Source organism: Streptomyces auratus, assembly GCF_050433025.1.
Classification (GTDB): Bacteria; Actinomycetota; Actinomycetes; order Streptomycetales; family Streptomycetaceae; genus Streptomyces; species Streptomyces sioyaensis.
On sequence record NZ_JBNGCB010000001.1, the window covers coordinates 1868788 to 1885172 of the forward strand.

At 72.1% G+C, this 16385-nt stretch carries 16 protein-coding genes; 5 read left to right on the top strand and 11 right to left on the bottom strand.

Annotation, left to right across the window (positions count from 1 at the left end; genetic code table 11):
* Positions 1 to 53: 53 nt before the first annotated feature.
* Entirely contained in the window at positions 54 to 1457 is a 1404-nt protein-coding gene (tyrS, locus tag BKA18_RS07960) for a tyrosine--tRNA ligase (protein ID WP_147249488.1), read from the top strand.
* A 95-nt stretch (positions 1458 to 1552) separates the two neighbouring features.
* Here the strand turns inward: tyrS and BKA18_RS07965 are convergent, their stop codons facing one another.
* Positions 1553 to 1831 carry a GlsB/YeaQ/YmgE family stress response membrane protein gene (locus BKA18_RS07965; RefSeq protein WP_006606397.1) on the bottom strand — a complete coding sequence of 93 codons (279 nt, stop codon included), beginning with the start codon at positions 1829 to 1831 and terminating at the stop codon, positions 1553 to 1555.
* Between the two features lie 208 nt (positions 1832 to 2039).
* Here BKA18_RS07965 and BKA18_RS07970 point away from each other — a divergent pair, with 208 nt between their 5' ends.
* On the top strand, positions 2040 to 2414 hold the full coding sequence (locus BKA18_RS07970; protein ID WP_366048524.1) for a DUF3099 domain-containing protein: 375 nt from the start codon (positions 2040 to 2042) through the stop codon (positions 2412 to 2414).
* 210 nt (positions 2415 to 2624) lie between these two features.
* Complete coding sequence (locus BKA18_RS07975) at positions 2625 to 2879, top strand: hypothetical protein (protein WP_366048522.1); 255 nt, start codon at positions 2625 to 2627, stop codon at positions 2877 to 2879.
* Positions 2880 to 2916: 37 nt separating this feature from the next.
* Here the strand turns inward: BKA18_RS07975 and moaA are convergent, their stop codons facing one another.
* The 3 genes from moaA to BKA18_RS07990 form a co-directional block, all read right to left on the bottom strand.
* Complete coding sequence (gene moaA, locus BKA18_RS07980) at positions 2917 to 3906, bottom strand: GTP 3',8-cyclase MoaA (protein WP_366048520.1); 990 nt, start codon at positions 3904 to 3906, stop codon at positions 2917 to 2919.
* A 184-nt stretch (positions 3907 to 4090) separates the two neighbouring features.
* A complete protein-coding gene (locus BKA18_RS07985) occupies positions 4091 to 5731 on the bottom strand; it encodes a solute symporter family protein (protein ID WP_366048518.1) in 1641 nt (546 codons plus the stop codon).
* Positions 5728 to 6072 (bottom strand): DUF485 domain-containing protein, encoded by a 345-nt coding sequence (locus BKA18_RS07990; RefSeq protein WP_366048517.1) that lies wholly within the window; start codon positions 6070 to 6072, stop codon positions 5728 to 5730. The genes BKA18_RS07985 and BKA18_RS07990 overlap by 4 nt, the downstream gene beginning before the upstream one ends.
* A gap of 219 nt (positions 6073 to 6291) precedes the next feature.
* Between BKA18_RS07990 and BKA18_RS07995 the strand changes: the two genes are divergently transcribed.
* Both BKA18_RS07995 and BKA18_RS08000 read left to right on the top strand, forming a co-directional pair.
* Entirely contained in the window at positions 6292 to 6489 is a 198-nt protein-coding gene (locus BKA18_RS07995) for a hypothetical protein (RefSeq protein ID WP_366048516.1), read from the top strand.
* A gap of 187 nt (positions 6490 to 6676) precedes the next feature.
* Positions 6677 to 8191, top strand: a complete 1515-nt coding sequence (locus tag BKA18_RS08000; RefSeq protein ID WP_366048515.1) for a S8 family serine peptidase — start codon at positions 6677 to 6679, stop codon at positions 8189 to 8191.
* Between the two features lie 84 nt (positions 8192 to 8275).
* Here BKA18_RS08000 and BKA18_RS08005 read toward each other — a convergent pair whose 3' ends face one another.
* From BKA18_RS08005 to BKA18_RS08035, 7 genes are all read right to left on the bottom strand, one after another.
* Positions 8276 to 9925: a TIGR03086 family metal-binding protein gene (locus BKA18_RS08005; RefSeq protein WP_366048514.1), complete on the bottom strand. Its 1650-nt coding sequence runs from the start codon at positions 9923 to 9925 to the stop codon at positions 8276 to 8278.
* 10 nt (positions 9926 to 9935) lie between these two features.
* Positions 9936 to 10664 carry a lysoplasmalogenase gene (locus BKA18_RS08010; RefSeq protein ID WP_366048512.1) on the bottom strand — a complete coding sequence of 243 codons (729 nt, stop codon included), beginning with the start codon at positions 10662 to 10664 and terminating at the stop codon, positions 9936 to 9938.
* Positions 10661 to 11572: a sterol desaturase family protein gene (locus tag BKA18_RS08015; RefSeq protein ID WP_366048511.1), complete on the bottom strand. Its 912-nt coding sequence runs from the start codon at positions 11570 to 11572 to the stop codon at positions 10661 to 10663. Before BKA18_RS08015 ends, BKA18_RS08010 begins: the two co-directional genes overlap by 4 nt.
* Positions 11573 to 11793: 221 nt before the next feature.
* Positions 11794 to 13023: an amidohydrolase family protein gene (locus BKA18_RS08020; RefSeq protein ID WP_366048510.1), complete on the bottom strand. Its 1230-nt coding sequence runs from the start codon at positions 13021 to 13023 to the stop codon at positions 11794 to 11796.
* A complete protein-coding gene (locus tag BKA18_RS08025; RefSeq protein ID WP_366048509.1) occupies positions 13020 to 14423 on the bottom strand; it encodes an amidohydrolase family protein in 1404 nt (467 codons plus the stop codon). Before BKA18_RS08025 ends, BKA18_RS08020 begins: the two co-directional genes overlap by 4 nt.
* Positions 14424 to 14436: 13 nt before the next feature.
* On the bottom strand, positions 14437 to 15330 hold the full coding sequence (locus BKA18_RS08030) for an SDR family NAD(P)-dependent oxidoreductase (RefSeq protein WP_366048507.1): 894 nt from the start codon (positions 15328 to 15330) through the stop codon (positions 14437 to 14439).
* Positions 15330 to 16127 (bottom strand): acetoacetate decarboxylase family protein, encoded by a 798-nt coding sequence (locus tag BKA18_RS08035; RefSeq protein WP_366048506.1) that lies wholly within the window; start codon positions 16125 to 16127, stop codon positions 15330 to 15332. Before BKA18_RS08035 ends, BKA18_RS08030 begins: the two co-directional genes overlap by 1 nt.
* Positions 16128 to 16385: the final 258 nt, after the last annotated feature.

Sequence of the window (16385 nt, forward strand, 5' to 3'; positions counted from 1 at the left end):
CTCTGGGCCACCCTGTCCTCCCTTACGGGAAATACCGATCGATCAGGAACGCCATGACACGCCTCGGCGAATCCGTCGCCCGCGCCAGCACGCTGCTCTCCAGCGACCTCTCCTCGGACGCCACCGTCCAGGAGCTGCTCCAGGAGACGGGTGCGCGGCGCTATCTCGACCTGACGGACCTGTCGGCCAAGGAGCAGGCCGAGCTGATCGCATCCCGTACGGTCGAGGTCCTGCCGGGCGTGGACAAGCTGGCCGAGCGGATCGAGGAGCGCCGGGCGGGCGGCCGGGGCCTGCACATCAAGCTGGGCATCGACCCGACGGCGACCGATGTGCACCTGGGGCATGCGGTCCCGCTGATCATCCTGAGCCGGTTCCAGCGGCTGGGCCATGACGTCACGCTGATCATCGGCGACTTCACCGCCAAGATCGGCGACCCGTCGGGCCGCACCGCCGAGCGCCCGCCGCTGACCGACGAGGACATCGCGCACAACCTCGCCACCTACCGCGAACAGGTACGCCCCTTCTTCGACTTCGAGAAGGTCAGCTTCCGGCAGAACAGCGAGTGGCTGGCGCCCTACACCTTCCCCGAGCTGCTCGCGCTGCTCGCCCACGTCCCGGCCTCGCAGCTGCTGCAGCGCGAGGACTTCCGCAACCGGCTGGCGGCCGGCTCCGGCCTGACCATGACGGAGCTGCTCTACCCCGTCGCGCAGGGCCTGGACTCGGTGGCGCTCAACTGCGATGTGGAGCTCGGCGGCTCGGACCAGCTGCTCAATCTGCAGATGGCCCGCAAGCTGATGGAGCTGCGCGGGCAGACCCCGCAGCTGATCGTCACCATGCCGCTGATCGAGGGCACGGACGGCACGGGCGCCAAGATGTCCAAGTCCAAGGGCAATTACGTCGGGCTGAGCGCGCCCGCCGACGATGTCTTCGGCAAGATCATGTCGGTGCCGGACCGGCTGATGGAGCCGTACCTCAAGGCCTGGACGGAGTGGACCGACGAGGAGATCGGGCTCGCCCTGGGCCGGGTCGCGGACCGCTCGCTGCACCCGATGGATCTGAAGAAGATCCTCGCGGGCGAGGTCGTGGCCGCGCTGTACGGCCTGGACGCGGCGATGGCGGCGCGGGCCGGGTTCATCGCGCAGTTCTCCAAGAAGTCGTTCTCCGATGTGGAGTCGCTGCCGGTCGTCGAGGTCGCCGCGCACGGCGCCGAGACGGTGGCGACGGTGCTGACGACGGTGCTGGAGTTCACGCCGAGCGCCTCGGCGGCGCGGCGGCTGGCCAAGCAGAATGCGCTGCGGCTGGTCGTGGAGGGCGCGGACGGTCAGCAGACCGTGGTGCTCGCGGAGGCCGACGCGGTCCGCCCGCTGCGCGAGGTCCTGGCTGAGAAGCTGGCGGACACGGCCGGGGTGACGTACCTGAAGGCCGGGCGGAAGCTGGCGCAGCTCGACGGCCGCTGAGCGGGCGCACACGACAGGGGCGGCCGGCGCGCATCCTTCGCGCGCCGGCCGCCCCTGTCGTGTGCGCCACCGGGCCCGCCCGGGCGGGACACCACCTAGGTGGCGTGTCTCTTGTGGCCGCGCATGGAGACCCAGAGACGGTCCCCGATGGCGACGATGAGGACCGCGCCCGCCAGTTGCAGCAGGTGCCGGATCCAGTCGATGCCCTTGGTGTCGGCGACCCCGAGGCCGGTGGCCGCCCAGTTGCCCAGGACGCTGCCCAGCATGCCGAAGATCACGGTCAGCCAGAGCGGAATCTGTTGCTTGCCCGGGATGAGGGCCTTGGCGATCAGGCCCAGCACCAGGCCCACGATGATGGCCCACAACCACGTCATGACGCCTCCTCTTGCGGCGCGGTGCAGATGTTCGCCCCTCAGTGTCGCCCCACGGCGGCCCGTGCGCACCCGGAGCGAGGCGACGGGGAGACGGGGTCGGGGCGGGCACGGCACGCCCCGGTCTCGTAGGCGACGCGACCGCGGCGTACCGTGGAATCCGACCGGATTTCGGGGAGAATCCGGCACGACTGACCAGGTGGTGGAAGTGATGCGGAAGCAGAGCAGCGGCCAGGCCTTCCGGATCACGGGGGCCCGGCAGGGCCTGTCCGAGGACGTCCGCGGGCGGCAGCGCCGGTATGTGATCTCGATGGCGGTGCGGACGGTGGCCGTGGTGCTGACCGTGGTGCTGTGGAACGTCGAGCGGCCGGTGGCGATCGCGACGCTGGTGCTCGGTCTGGCGCTGCCCTATATCGCAGTGGTGATCGCCAACGCGGGCCGGGAGAACGCCACTTCGGTCCCGAAGACGTTCATCGCGGCCCCGACCAGGCCGATGCTGACGCGGGATGCCTCCGACGCCCCCGCGGAGTCCGTTCCCGAGCGGCCGGCGACGGGCACGTCCGGCCCGCGGCCCGACCCCAGTTGATCTCGACGCGGTCTGCAAAGCTCAAGAAAAGCTCAGATCAATCATGGAGTTCCGGTGCACCAGGCACCATCCCCCGTGACATACTGCGTACGCGCTCCGCATCCCCCGTCGGAGCGACGGACCGACGCCGGGCGGCTCCCCCCGTGGCTGCCCGGCGTCGTCATGTCCGGGAGCCCGAAGGGTCCGTGCGCAGGACGTAGGGTTGAGGCCGTGAACTCCCCGAATTCCCAGGATCCCGCCGCCCGGGACGACAGTGCCGTCATCTGCTCCGCGAAGGGCTGCCGCGCCGCCGCCGTATGGGTGCTGGCCTGGAACAACCCGAAGCTGCACACTCCCGACCGGCGCAAGACCTGGCTGGCGTGCGAGGAGCACCGGGAGCATCTGTCGCAGTTCCTCGGTGTGCGCGGCTTTCTGAAGGACGTGGTGACGCTGGAGGAGTGGGAGGCGTCGGCCGCCGGCAGCTGACCGCTTCAGCCACTGACCGCTTCCACCTCCGCTCGCGTCAGCCGCCGATCGCGGACATGGGGCGCTCCGGCTGCAGGAAGGACGGGTCGTCCAGACCGGAGCCCGCCTTCTTGCCCCACATCGCGGTCTCCCACAGCCGCGCGATCTCGTCGTCGGGGGCCTCGGAGCGCAGCGCCGTCCGCAGGTCCGTCTCCTCGGTGGCGAACAGGCAGGTCCGTATCTGACCGTCGGCGGTGAGCCGGGTACGGTCGCAGGCCCGGCAGAACGGGCGGGTGACGGAGGCGATCACCCCGACGCGGTGGGGGCCGCCGTCCACCAGCCAGCGCTCGGCGGGTGCGGAGCCGCGCTCCTCCTGGCCTTCGGGGGTGAGCGTGAAGCGGGTGCGCAGCGAGGTGAGGATGTCACCGGCGGTGATCATGCCGTCGCGCTTCCAGCCGTGCTGGGCGTCCAGGGGCATCTGCTCGATGAAGCGGAGTTCGTAGTCGTGGGCGATCGCCCAGGCCAGGAGGTCGGGGGCCTCGTCGTCGTTGAGGCCCGGCATCAGGACGCTGTTGACCTTGACGGGGGTCAGCCCGGCCTCGCGGGCCGCGTCCAGACCGCGCAGGACGTCGTCGTGCCGCTTGCGGCGGGTCAGGGCCTGGAAGACCTCCGGCCGCAGGGTGTCCAGCGAGACGTTGACGCGGTCGAGCCCGGCGTCGCGCAGCGCGGCGGCCGTGCGCTGCAGGCCTATGCCGTTGGTGGTCAGGGACATCTGGGGGCGCGGGGTCAGGGCGGCGACACGCTCGACGATGCCGGGCAGGCCGGGGCGGAGCAGTGGTTCACCGCCGGTGAAGCGGACCTCGTCGATGCCCAGGTCCCGCACGGCGATGGTGATCAGCCGGACGATTTCGTCGTCGGTGAGCAGATCGGGCTTGGCGAGCCACTGCAGGCCTTCCTCCGGCATGCAGTACGTGCACCGCAGATTGCAGCGGTCGGTGAGTGAAACGCGCAGGTCGGTGGCCACACGACCGTAGGTGTCGATGAGCACTGGGCCCCCTCCCCGAGAGTGATGACTCAAGACGTCTGCCCTTCGCGGACAGGTACGTATTCGAGCCTACGCGATGGGTGTGACAGCGAGCAGGGCGGAGAAGCACGAGGTGGGCGGGGTGGCGTCGTAGCTCTCTACGACGCGACCCCGCCCTGGCCCTGTGGGGACGGCCCAGTGGCCGGTCTCAGTGGGCCCCGGTCCCGGTCAGCGAGCGGACCTCCAGTTCGGCGTACTTCGCGGCGTCCGGCTCCTCCTTGGACAGCAGGGATCCCAGCCAGCCGAGCAGGAAGCCGAGCGGGATGGAGATCAGGCCGGGGTTCTCCAGCGGGAAGAAGCCGAAGTCCGCGCCGGGGAACATCGAGGTCTCCTTCCCGGAGACGACCGGGGAGAAGAGCACCAGCAGGACGGAGGAGGCGAGGCCGCCGTAGATGGACCAGAGCGCGCCCCGGGTGGTGAAGCGCTTCCAGAAGAGGCTGTAAAGGAGGGTGGGGAGGTTGGCGGAGGCGGCGACCGCGAAGGCGAGCGCCACCAGGCCGGCGACGTTCAGCCCGCGGGCGAAGACGCCCAGCACGATGGCGACCGCGCCGATGCCGACGGTCGCCCACCGGGCCGCGCCGATCTCTTCCTTCTCGGTGGCCTTGCCCTTGCGGATCACGTTGACGTACAGGTCGTGGGCGAAGGACGAGGAGGAGGCGAGAGTGAGGCCGGCGACCACCGCGAGGATGGTGGCGAAGGCCACCGCGGAGATGACGGCGAGCAGGATGGCGCCGCCGGTGGAGCCGGCGCCGCCGCCGATCGCCTCGGCGAGGAGCGGGGCCGCGGTGTTGCCCGCCTTGTTGGACGCGGTGATCGTCCCGGGCTTGATGAGGGCCGCGGCGCCGAAGCCGAGCGCGATGGTCATCAGGTAGAAGACTCCGATGATGCCGATCGCCCAGTTCACGGACTTCCGGGCGGCCTTGGCGGTGGGGACGGTGTAGAAGCGGATGAGGATGTGCGGCAGGCCCGCGGTGCCCAGGACGAGGGCGAGGCCCAGCGAGAGGAAGTCGATCTTCGAGGTGGCGGTGGCCCCGTACTTGAGGCCGGGCTCCAGGAAGGCGGAGCCCTTGCCGCTGTTCTCGGCGGCGGCGCCGAGCAGCGTGGAGATGTTGAAGTGGAACTTCAGCGCCACCAGGAAGGTGATCAGCAGGGTGCCGGCGATCAGCAGCACCGCCTTGACCATCTGGACCCAGGTGGTGCCCTTCATCCCGCCGATGGTGACGTAGAGGATCATCACGACGCCGACGAGGACGACGACCAGGATCTTGCCCGCCTCGCTGGTGATGCCCAGAAGCAGGGTGACCAGGGCGCCCGCGCCCGCCATCTGGGCGAGCAGGTAGAAGATCGAGACGATGATGGTGGAGACACCGGCGGCGGTCCGGACCGGGCGCCGGCGCATCCGGTGGGCGAGGACGTCGCCCATGGTGAACCGGCCGGTGTTGCGCAGCGGTTCGGCGACCAGGAGCAGCGCCACGAGCCAGGCGACGAGGAAGCCGATGGAGTAGAGGAAGCCGTCGTAGCCGAAGAGGGCGATGGCGCCGGCGATGCCGAGGAAGGACGCGGCGGACATGTAGTCGCCGGAGATGGCCAGGCCGTTCTGGAAGCCGCTGAACTGCCGGCCGCCGGCGTAGAAATCCTCCGCGCCCTTGGTCTGCCGGCCGGCCCGGACCGTGAGGCCGAGGGTGGCGGCGACGAAGACCGCGAAGAGGGTGATGATCAGGGCGCGGTGCTCGCCCGCGCCGCCGCCGGCCGCGAGCGGGAGCGCGAGCGCCTGGGGGGTGAGGTTCATGCGTCGCCCTCCAGACGGGACTTGATGGCCTCGGCCCTGGGGTCGAGCCGGGCGGCGGCGTGCCGGGAGTACCACCAGGCGATGAGGAAGGTCGTGGCGAACTGGGCGAGGCCGAGCACGAAGGCGACGTTGAGGTGGCCGAGGACCTTGGTGGCCATGAAGCCGCCGGCGTAGCTCGACAGCAGCACGTAGCCGAGGTACCAGAGGAGGAAGGCGACGGTGACCGGGAAGGCGAACGAGCGGTGTGCGCGGCGGAGTTCATCGAATTCCGCGCTCGACTGCACCTGGCGGTAGTCGGGCGGCTCGTGTGTCCCCGGGTCGAGGGTCGGTGCGGCGCTCACGGAATCTCCTGACGCGAAGGGGCGGGTTCCCAGGGCCGGTCCGGCGGCGCTGCACGGGAGGAGCCGGACCGACAGTAAAGCTCAGGTAAGTGATGTAGATCACGCATGGTAGAGGTGCGTCATACGATGCGACAGGGGGCCGTTGGTTGAATCCCAGAAGATTCCGCGGAATGGCCATGACGGCCGCCACCGTGCGCGGGGCGCTTCGTTGAGTCCGGTGTGAACCCGCCGCCACAGCAGGCCCCGCAGCCACCCGCTCCCCGTCGGCGCCCGTACGGCAGTGTCCGGCTGCCGGGGCCGCTCCCCGTCACCCCGCAGGAGCCGCGCTCCGGCCCGGCCGCGGTCGCGCGCCGTTGGTACGGCCCGCGGATCGCCCTGCCACTGCTCAGCATCGCCGCCCTGCGGCGCGACGGCTGACCGGCCCTGACGTCCCCTCAGGGGCGTAGTACGGAAGCGGACTGACGCGATATCAATTCGCCACTCCTGACGGCTTTTCTCCCCGTTCCATTGCTGTGGGCCGGTGATCGCCGATAACTTCACGTCTCATGTATCCGCCCGTGCGCAATCCGTGCACGGGCGGTCTCACGGATGATGTGGAGTACCCATGGCTCATCCCCGATCCAGACGCACGCGGGCGCTGGCCGTACCGCTCGGACTGGCTCTGACGGCGTCCCTCGGTTTCCTCCCGACCGCGGCCACCGCCGCGTCCACGGACACCGCCCCGGCCGCCGCCGCCTCGGACAGTGGCCCGCTGCTGTCGTACGTCGTGAACGCCACGCCCGGCCACACCACGGCCGGCCGGATCACGAAGGCGATAACCAAGGCCGGCGGGAAGGTGGTCATCGCCCATGAGCGGATAGGCGTGACCGTCGTCCACTCGGCCAACCCGCAGTTCGCCGCCGAGATGCGGACGGTGCCGGGCGTGCAGTCGGCGGGCGCGACCCGCACCGCGCCGTTGAAGGCGCAGGGCACCACCGACGTCGGCAAGCCGCAGCGGATCGACCTGTCGAAGGCGCAGCTCAAGGCGGCCGGCAGCATGGCGAAGGCGAACGGCGAGGAGCCGCTCGAACCGCTGCAGTGGGACCTGCCGGCCATCAAGGCCGACAAGGCCGCGAAGGTGAACCCCGGCAGCAGGAACGTCACCGTCGGCATCATCGACACCGGGGTGGACGACACCCACCCCGACCTGAAGGCCAACTTCTCCGCGAAGCAGTCCGCCAACTGCGTGGGCGGGGTGGCCGATACGTCCAAGGGCGCCTGGCGGCCCTGGAACCCGGACGACGACTACCACGGCACCCATGTGGCGGGCACCATCGCGGCGGCCCGTAACGGCGTCGGCGTGGCGGGGGTCGCCCCGGGCGTGAAGATCGCCGCCCTCAAGGTCAGCGAGCCGGAGACCAGCCTCTTCTACGCCGAGAGCGTGGTGTGCGCCTTCGTCTTCGCCGCCGACCACGGCATCGCGGTCACCAACAACAGCTACTACGTCGACCCGTGGATGTTCAACTGCAAGAACGACGCGGACCAGGCCGCCATCATCGACGCGGTCGGCCGGGCGGCGAGCTTCGCCCAGCGCAAGGGCGTGCTCAATGTCGCCGCGGCGGGCAACTCCGGCCTCGACCTGGCGGCTCCGCAGCTGCCCGACGCCTCCAGCCCGAACGACTCCACCCCGGTCGAGCGCACCATCAACCCCAAGACCTGCTGGGACGTGCCCACCCAGCTGCCGGGCACGGTGACGGTCGCGGCGACGGGTGTGCACCAGCTCAAGTCGTACTACTCGAACTACGGCCTGGGCCAGATCGATGTGGCCGCGCCGGGCGGTGACTCGCGGCAGGTGCCCGAGCTGCCCGCCAAGAACGGCAACATCCTCTCCACCATGCCGGGCGGTGACTGGGCCTACCTGGCCGGCACGTCCATGGCGACCCCGCATGTCGCCGGCGTCGCGGCGCTGCTCAAGAGCGCCCACCCGAAGTCCAGCCCGCAGGAGCTCCAGTGGCTCCTCAAGGAGCAGGCGGACAACCCCGGCTGCCCCACGGGTGACGCCACCTGCACCGGCACCAAGCACAACAACAGCCACTTCGGCTATGGCATCGTCGATGCGCTGGACGCGGTGAAGAAGTAACTCCCGGGCCGGACACGGCCGTTGCGGGAGGGGCCGGGTGGTGCGTGCGCCACCCGGCCCCCTGCGGGTGCGAGGGCCCACAGGTCAGGCCGGGTCACGGCCGAGGAAGGCCGCCAGCCGGTCCGTGGCGCTCGCGCCGGCCGGGGCGGGCCGCTCCGGGGCGAACGAGCTGCCCGCGGTGCGCGGCGCCGCCCCGTAGATCCGTTGCGCGGCCTCCAGGGTCTCCTCGGCGACCTCGGGCGCCAGAACGGTCGGCGCGCCGGTCGCCCGCGCCAGATCCCAGCCGTGCGCGAGGAGTTCGACCACCACCTGCTGGACGATCATGGCGCCCGGCGCCTCGTAGGGCCCGTAGGTGCGGTGCAGCATCCCGCTGCCGGTGAAGGCGGCGCGGGCGGCGCGGACCGAGTCCGCGAAGGCGGCGCGGTGATCGTCGCCGAGGTGGTCGGCGGTGTGGTCGGTGCGCGGGGCGTCCTCGGCGATCGAGGCGGCCATCAGGTTCTCCCACACCATGTGGTCGAGCAGCTGCCGTACGGTCCACCCCGCGCACGGCGTCGGCAGCGCCAGGTCCCCCGGCCGTACGGCGGCGACCAGGGCCAGGACGTCCCGGGTCACCTGCTCATAGGCGTACAGCACCCGGTCGGGGTCGGTGGCGTCGAAAGCGGAGCGGTCCAGTGCGGACGGGCGGGGGTGGGCCCGCAGCGCGGCCGCGGTCCAGGTGCCGGCGAGGTCCCAGCGGGGCGGGGCGGGCCGGCCGGTGACCGTGCACAGCAGCTGCCAGTAGCGCTCCACGGCGGGCTCGGCGGCACACTCCAGCTGCTCCAGCAGCCGGGCGCGGGCGGCCGGGCAGTCCTCGGCGGGCGGGTCGGGCGTGCCGGTCTGGGTGGGGATCCAGGCGGCGATCAGCGCGGCGAGCACGGGTTCCGCGGCCGGGGAGTCCGGGGCGATGCCGGCCGCGACGGCTTCCTCGCCCCGGACCCGCATCAGCTCCGCGACGCGTAGGGCGGCCTGCTCCTGCTCGGCCATGGCCGTGACGCGTACGGCGGCCTGTTCCGGCCCGGCAGTGTCCGTCTCCCCCAGTCCGGACCCCTCCCCCGCCGCCGGTGCCGTCCGTGCGCTGTACTCGGCCAGCCGGCGCAGTGCCGCCCGCAGTTCGGGATCACGGACCAGGGCGGCCAGTTCGATCCAGGCGCCGATCTGCTCGGGGGTCGGGTCGTCGGGCAGATCGGGGGTGGCGGCCAGCAGGCCGCTGCGGTAGGCGGGGGCGTGCACCCCGGCGAGGGCGTCCTCGACGAGGTCGGTGATGATCCGGCGGCGTTCCTGGGCCGACAGACGGGCCAGTTCGGTCATGTGGGGCAGCTCCTCTGCTGCGCTGCCCCGCGCGGCCACCGATCGCAGCACGGCGCGCTGTAGTTGCAGCGTGCGGATCTGCGCGTCCAGCGCGTCCGCCCACTGCGTCGCCGTCTCGGCGACCGTGCGCTCGCGGTCCACCACCGACCGGATCGCCGCCAGCCCGATACCCAGGTCGCGCAGGCCGCGCACGATCTCCAGGCGGGCCGGGGCGTCCGGGCCGTAGAGCCGGTAGCCCGCGGGGGTGCGGGCGGCGGGCGGCAACAGGCCCTGGTCGGACCAGTTTCTGATCGTCTTGACCGGGACACCGGTCAGGCGCGCCAGCGCGCCGATGGTGAGCAGGCCTGTGCCGTCCTCGTACATGCCGTCCACTGTCGGGTCTCCCACGGGGGGAGACTCAAGCGGTACGCCGGCCCTCCGCGACGCCTGCTTCCGGGAGCGTGCGGGCCGGCGGGGGCGCGGGCTGCCGGGCCGCGCCCGTGAGCGTCCGCAACACCCCTTCGGCCAGCGCGTATTGGGCCGCGGCATAGGTGAGCATGATCCAGAATTGCGGCAGCGGCAGCTGCGGCCAGTGCGCGATGCCGCCGGCGATCAGGGTGTCGGAGAGCAGGAAGAGCAGCCCGCCGAGCGCGGCCCACGAGCCCGCCCGCAGCGCCCCGAACGCCATCGCGGTGAGCAGCAGGCTGTAGCCGGCGACCGGGATCCGCAGCTCGGCCGGGAGGTCCGGCCACAGCAGTACGACGGTGCCGGCCAGCAGGGCGCCGTACGCGGCGGCGAGCACGGGCGTGAGTCCGCGACGGCCCCCGCCGGGCCGGGCCCCGTGCCGGACGAACAGCAGCAGGTAGCAGACGTGCCCGGCGGCGAACGAGCCCATGCCCACCAGGAAGGCGAGGTCCCCGCCGATCTGGAGGAGGGTGTCGCCGCCGCAGCCGAACAGCAGGGCACCGGCGAGCAGCGGCGGGCCGCCGCGCGCCAGCGCGTATCCGGTGAGCACCGGCATCAGCGCGGGCTTCGTGAACTGCGCGACGGCCGGGACGCCCCCGAGCAGCGCCCCGAGGTGCACCAGGGCCAGTACGGCGAAGACCCCCAGCAGCGGCCCCGCGGCCCGCGGCCACCGTGCGGTCACGCGGCGGGCTCCTCGACGGAGGCGTGCGCCGGCGAGCCGGGGCCCGCGGGCGCGGCGCCCGCCGCCGCGGCAACCCGCCCGGCCGGCTGCCAGCCCGGTCCGCGGAACACCCGTCCGGCGCGCTCGCGCCAGCTGTCCGCGGCGCGGATGTCGCGGGCGATGGCGGCGTATTCGTGGGTGGCCACCCGCAGTGGGTTGAAGCTCTCGACGTTCTTGGTGAGGCCGTAGACCGGTCGCTCGGTCTCGGCGACGAACGAGCCGAACATCCGGTCCCAGATGATCAGGATCCCGCCGAAGTTGCGGTCCAGGTAGCCGCCCTGCGAGGCGTGGTGGACGCGGTGGTGGGACGGGGTGTTGAGCAGGAACTCGACGGGCCGGGGCAGCGTGCCGATCCGCTCGGTGTGCACCCAGAACTGGTAGACGAGGTTGGCCCCGGAGGTGAAGGCGATCGCGGCCGGATGCACACCGAGGGCGATCATCGGGACGTAGAACGGCCAGACGGTCCAGGTCGTCCAGGGCTGCCGCAGGGCGGTGGTGAGGTTGAACTTCTTGCTGGAGTGGTGCACCACGTGGCAGGCCCACAGGACGCGGATGACGTGGTGCCCGCGGTGCGACCAGTAGTAGAAGAAGTCCTGGGCGAGCAGCATCAGCGGCAGCGTCCACCACACCACGGGTATCCGCAGCGGGGTGAGCTCGTAGACCGCGGCATAGATCGCCACGATGGGGACCTTCCACAGCGCATCGAAGACCAGGCTGCCGAGGCCCATGCCGACGCTGGTGGCGGCATCCTTGGCCTCGTAGCCCTCCGCGTCCTCGTCGGGATGCAGGCGATAGCTCACCATCTCGACCACGGTGAGCAGGACGAAGGCCGGTACGGACCACAACACGACATCGGGCAGGTGCGGCATGCCCCGCACGATAAAGGCGTGGACGGCGGTGCCGCTAGGGGTTGTTACCGAGAAGTATGTGAGACGCGCCGTCAGCTGTGTGCGACGGGGCACTCCGCGGAGCCCTTCACGAGCACGTCCCCGTACGTCTCGCCGGCGCACTCTGCGACAGGCCCGGAAGGCGCCGGAGGGCCCCGTACGGCCGCCGATGCCGGGCGCCCGCATCGGCGGCCGTACGTCGCTCACCACACCCGTACCGACCCGCCCGGGGCGAACGCCGGGCTGGTGGCGTCCGGTGGGACCTCGTCCAGGGGTGCGGCGATCTCGGAGACCGCCGGGCCGACGCGGGCCGCGAGGGGGGCGAGGCGGGCGAGGTCGAAGCCGTAGACGCGGGCCGCGTTGGTGCCGAGCATGGCGGCGGCCTCGTCGGGCGGCAGACCGGCGTAGGCGAGGCGCAGGGCTTCGCGGGAGTAGGGGTGGGTGCCTTCGTCGTGGGGGTAGTCGCTGCCCCACATGATCTTGTCGAGGCCGATCCGGTGGCGGAGCGGGACCTCGTGCGGGCGCATGAAGCTGGCGCCGACGAAGCAGTGGTCGCGCCACAGTTCCGCCGGGGTGCGGCCCATGGCCGCGGCCAGGCCGGCGCCGAATTTGGCCTCGGCGGTGGCGGCGGACGCGGCGGCGGCCAGCCGGCCGTGGTAGTAGTCCAGCATGTCCAGGACGCCGGGGATCCAGCCGGAGCCCTGTTCGGTGAGGACGAGGCGCAGGCCCGGGTGGCGGCGGAAGGCCCCGCCGAAGATCAGGTGCCACAGCGCGCGGTGCGAGAACCAGGTCGTCTCGACCATGAACACGGCGCGGGCGGCGGGTGCGTCGCCGAGCGGCGGGGAGGCGGAGCCGCCGTGGTGGTTGACGGGGACCTCCAGCTCCGCGCAGACCGCCCAGAGCGGGTCGTAGACCTCGGAGTGGAGTTCGGGCAGGCCGGATCCGGGCGGGGTGCCGGGGAGCATGATGCCGCCGGTGAGGCCGGCCTCCTTGGTGCGGCGGACCTCCCGTACGGCCTCGTCGACGTCGTTGAGGAGGATCTGGGCGACGCCGGCCCGCCGGCCGAGGGCCTCGGCGCAGAAGTCGGCGAGCCAGCGGTTGTGGGCGCGCAGGCCCGCCCAGCGCCGCGCGAACTCCTCACGGGTGGCGGGCGCCGGGGCCATCAGGGACGCGGAGGGGAAGAACGGCGGGATGGTGTTGGGGAAGACGACCTCGGCGACGATGCCGTCGGCTTCGAGTTCGGCCAGCCGGCGGGCGGAGTTCCAGTTGCGGTCGGCGGTGTCGGCGAGCAGGTCCTCGTGCGGGTTGACGTAGGCCGCCGCCCAGTCGTCGAAGGCCTCGTGGTGCCGGGAGGCCAGATACGGCCGGTAGTCGAGGAGGTCGGCGCCGGCGTGGCAGTCGGCGGAGATGACGGTGTAGCGCTCCGGTGTCATCGGGCGGTCCTGCCTTCCTGTTTGATCTGAGGCCCCAGTACCGGGAAGTCGTGATCCGTCAGCCAGTGGCGGCCCACCTCGCGCGAGCGGGCCCAGGAGGCCTCGACCGCCAACTGGTCGGCCGGCTGGCCGAGTCCGGCCGGGGTGGGGCCGATGCGGCGGGCCAGCGGGGCCAGGGCGGCGGTGTCGAAGCCGAAGGTTTCGGCGGCGGACAGCCCGAGCATCCGCCGGGTCTCGGCGACCGGGATGTCATGGAAGGTCTTCTTCAGCCAGCCGCGGGTGTCGGGCCAGGTGCCCTCGGGGTGCGGGAAGTCGCTGCCCCACAGGATGTTGTCGACGCCGATCTCGTAGCGCTGGGCGAGTTCGCGGCGCTTGGTGTTGGTGGCGCAGACGAAGACCTGCCGGTCGAGGTACTCGTGCGGCGGGCGCTTGAGGGCGGCGAACGGGGAGAGCTTCTTGCCGCCGTGGGCGCCCAGGTAGAGGCGGTCCATGAACCACAGGAGGTTGGGGAGCCACCAGCAGCCGGATTCGGCGATACCGAACCGCAGGCCCGGGTGGCGTTCGAAGACTCCGGACCACAGCAGGAACCACAGCGGGCGAGCCGGCCACCAGGTCACCTCGGAAACGAAGATCCCCAGGTGGTCCCCGTACTCCTGGCGGGGCGACGACCCGGAGTGGGTCAGCACCGGCATCGCGCACTCGGCGGCCGCCGCCCACACCGGGTCGTAACGGCGGTCGTGATACGGCGCGTTGCCGCCCCACATGGCGGGGATCATCAGCGCGCCGAGCCCGGACTCCCGGGCGCGGTGGATCTCGGCGACGACCTGGCCGGTCTCGGCCGTGACCGGTAACAGGGCGACGCCGCAGTGCCGTTCGGGGTGGGCGGAGACGAAGTCGGCGAGCCACCGGTTGTGCGCCCGGGCACCGGCCATGCCGAGCTCCGGGTCGTGGTCACCGGAGAGGCCCAGGCCCACGCCGAAGGGGGCGGCCGTACCGCTGTCGACGGCGTCCGCGTCCGGGAAGACGACCTCCGCCGCGACCCCGTCACCGTCGAGCTCCTTGATGCGCTGCGCGGGGTCCCAGCCGCCGCGCAGGCCCTCCTCGTGGTCCCGGAACCACCGTTCGGCGAAGGCGTCGTTGCGGATGCCGAGGCGGGTGGCCTCGGCACGGCGGGCATCGCGCTGCCCGAGGAACTCGTCGAAGGCGCGGTGGAAGCGGGCGTCGAGATAGGGGCGGTACTCCTCGGTGGGGAGTCCGGCGTGGCAGTCGGAGGAGATGATCAGGTACGGGTCGTGCAGGTCCTGCTGTGCGCCGGGCCGGTGCTCGGGGGCCCGGCACTGCTCGGAGGCCTGGCCCTGCTCGGGGAACTGCCGGTCCGGGGAACCCTGCGGGTCCGTCATGGCGGAACCTCCCTCAGTCGTCCGGGTCGAGGATGAAGTGCTCCAGATACGCCGGGGCGGCGCGGTCGAGCATCGAGGCGGACCGCGCCCTGAGCTGCGCGTCGGTGTGTGCGGCGGGCGGCAGCAGCCAGAAGCGGCCGGCCCGGACGCCGTCCACGACCTGCTGCGCGACGTCCTCCACGGGCGTGAAGACGACCTCCTGGCCGGCCTCCTTCATCGCCGCCTCCCACTGCGCCAGGCTGCGGTACGGGGTACGGCGCGGCCGGGACTTGGCGTAGCGCTCGGGCCGGTTGCGGTGCGACTCCCACAGGCCGGTGCGCAGCATGTGCGGGCCGGGGAAGAGCACCGAGGCGCCGACGGGGGCCCGTTCGGCCTTCAGATGGGCGTACAGCGACTCGGTCATGGTCACCACGGCCGCCTTGGTGACGGCGTAGACGGACGCGGTGGGCAGCGGCGCGACACCGCCGTCGGTCGAGGAGGTGTTGACGACATGGCCGGGCTCGCCGCCCGCCAGCATCCGGGGCACGAAGCACTGGACGCCGTGGAAGACACCCCAGATGTTCACCGCGAACGCCCATTCCCAGTCACGGGGATCGTGCTCCCACATGCGCCCCTCGGCGCCGGAGCCCACCCCCGCGTTGTTGCACAGCAGATGGACCGCGCCGAAGGCGTCGTACGCGGCGTCGGCGAGCGCGGCGACCTCGTCGCGGAGGCCGACGTCCACGGTGCGCGCCAGCACCTGGGCGCCCTGTGCGGCCAGTTCGTCGGCGGCGGCGCGCAGCGGCTCCTCCGCCACGTCCGCGAGGACGACGCGCAGCCCCTCCGCGGCGAAGCGGCGCGCCATGGCCAGACCGATCCCGCTCGCGGCGCCGGTGACGACCGCGACCTGTCCTGCCCGCAGTTCCATCAGGCGCTCCCCTCGGGCGGGCCGTCGAGGAGCTGCTGCGGATCGTCGTAGCGCTGGTGGGCGTACGGCAGCAGGTCCCGGGCGCTGACCCGCCCCACGACCCGGCCCTGCTGGTCGGTGGTCTTCTCGCCGAGGGTGAGCTCGACGAGGGTGCGGACGGGGAGGTCGGCGACCGGGTCGTACGCCGACTCCCGGAGGACGATCTCGCCGGTGACCCTCTCCAGGGTGCGGACCTTCTCCTGGCGCAGGCAGTGCACCAGCACCGGGTCGCCGTCGAATCCCGAACCGTCCACGGCGGGCAGGAACTTGAAGTAGAAGTCGGTCTTCCGGACCGGCTCCGGGATCGGCAACGGGCCGCTCACCTCACCGCGCACCTCGACGAAGGCGATGCCGTGCCGGGCGAGCGCGGCGCGCACCACCGGGCCGTCGCGCTCGACAGTGACCTCGCCCAGCTTCTTCGGTTCGCCGAAGACCTCGCGGCCGCCGGTCAGCGCCCGCTCGTGGGTCATCGGCATGACGAGCGGATACCAGCCCTCGGTGCCGTGGTGCGCGGCCGCGACGGCGACCGAGCCCGCGCCCAAGGGGTAGCCGGTCAGCTCGACCCGGCTGATGGTGGCCCGGACCAGCGGTCGTCCGGTGGGTACGAGCGGCGGCGGCAGAACGGCCGCGACGGCGTCCGGGTCGCTCTCCCAGACGGCGACCACGCCGGTGGACCAGATGTCGGGAAGCCGGGAGCCGGCGGTGCGCGCCGCGCTGATCTCCGCCTCGGTGCGCGCTCCGTAGCGTACGCGTGCCATGTCGTACCACCCTTCGCCATCGGTGACTTGCGGGGGTCGTGCCAGGCGTCTGTAACACTGTTACACCGTGGGGGGCGAAGGGTAAAGGGCGGGGGAGGGTGGGGAGTTGGGGGAGGGGAGTCCAGGGGGAGGACCGGCTCGGGGGGCGGCTCAGCGATTGACTCAGGGGCGGTTCAGGGGCGGCTCAAGGGGCGGCTCAGGGAGGGTTCCGGGGCGGCTCAGGGCCGGCTCAGGGGCGACTCAGGGGGCAGCTCAGGG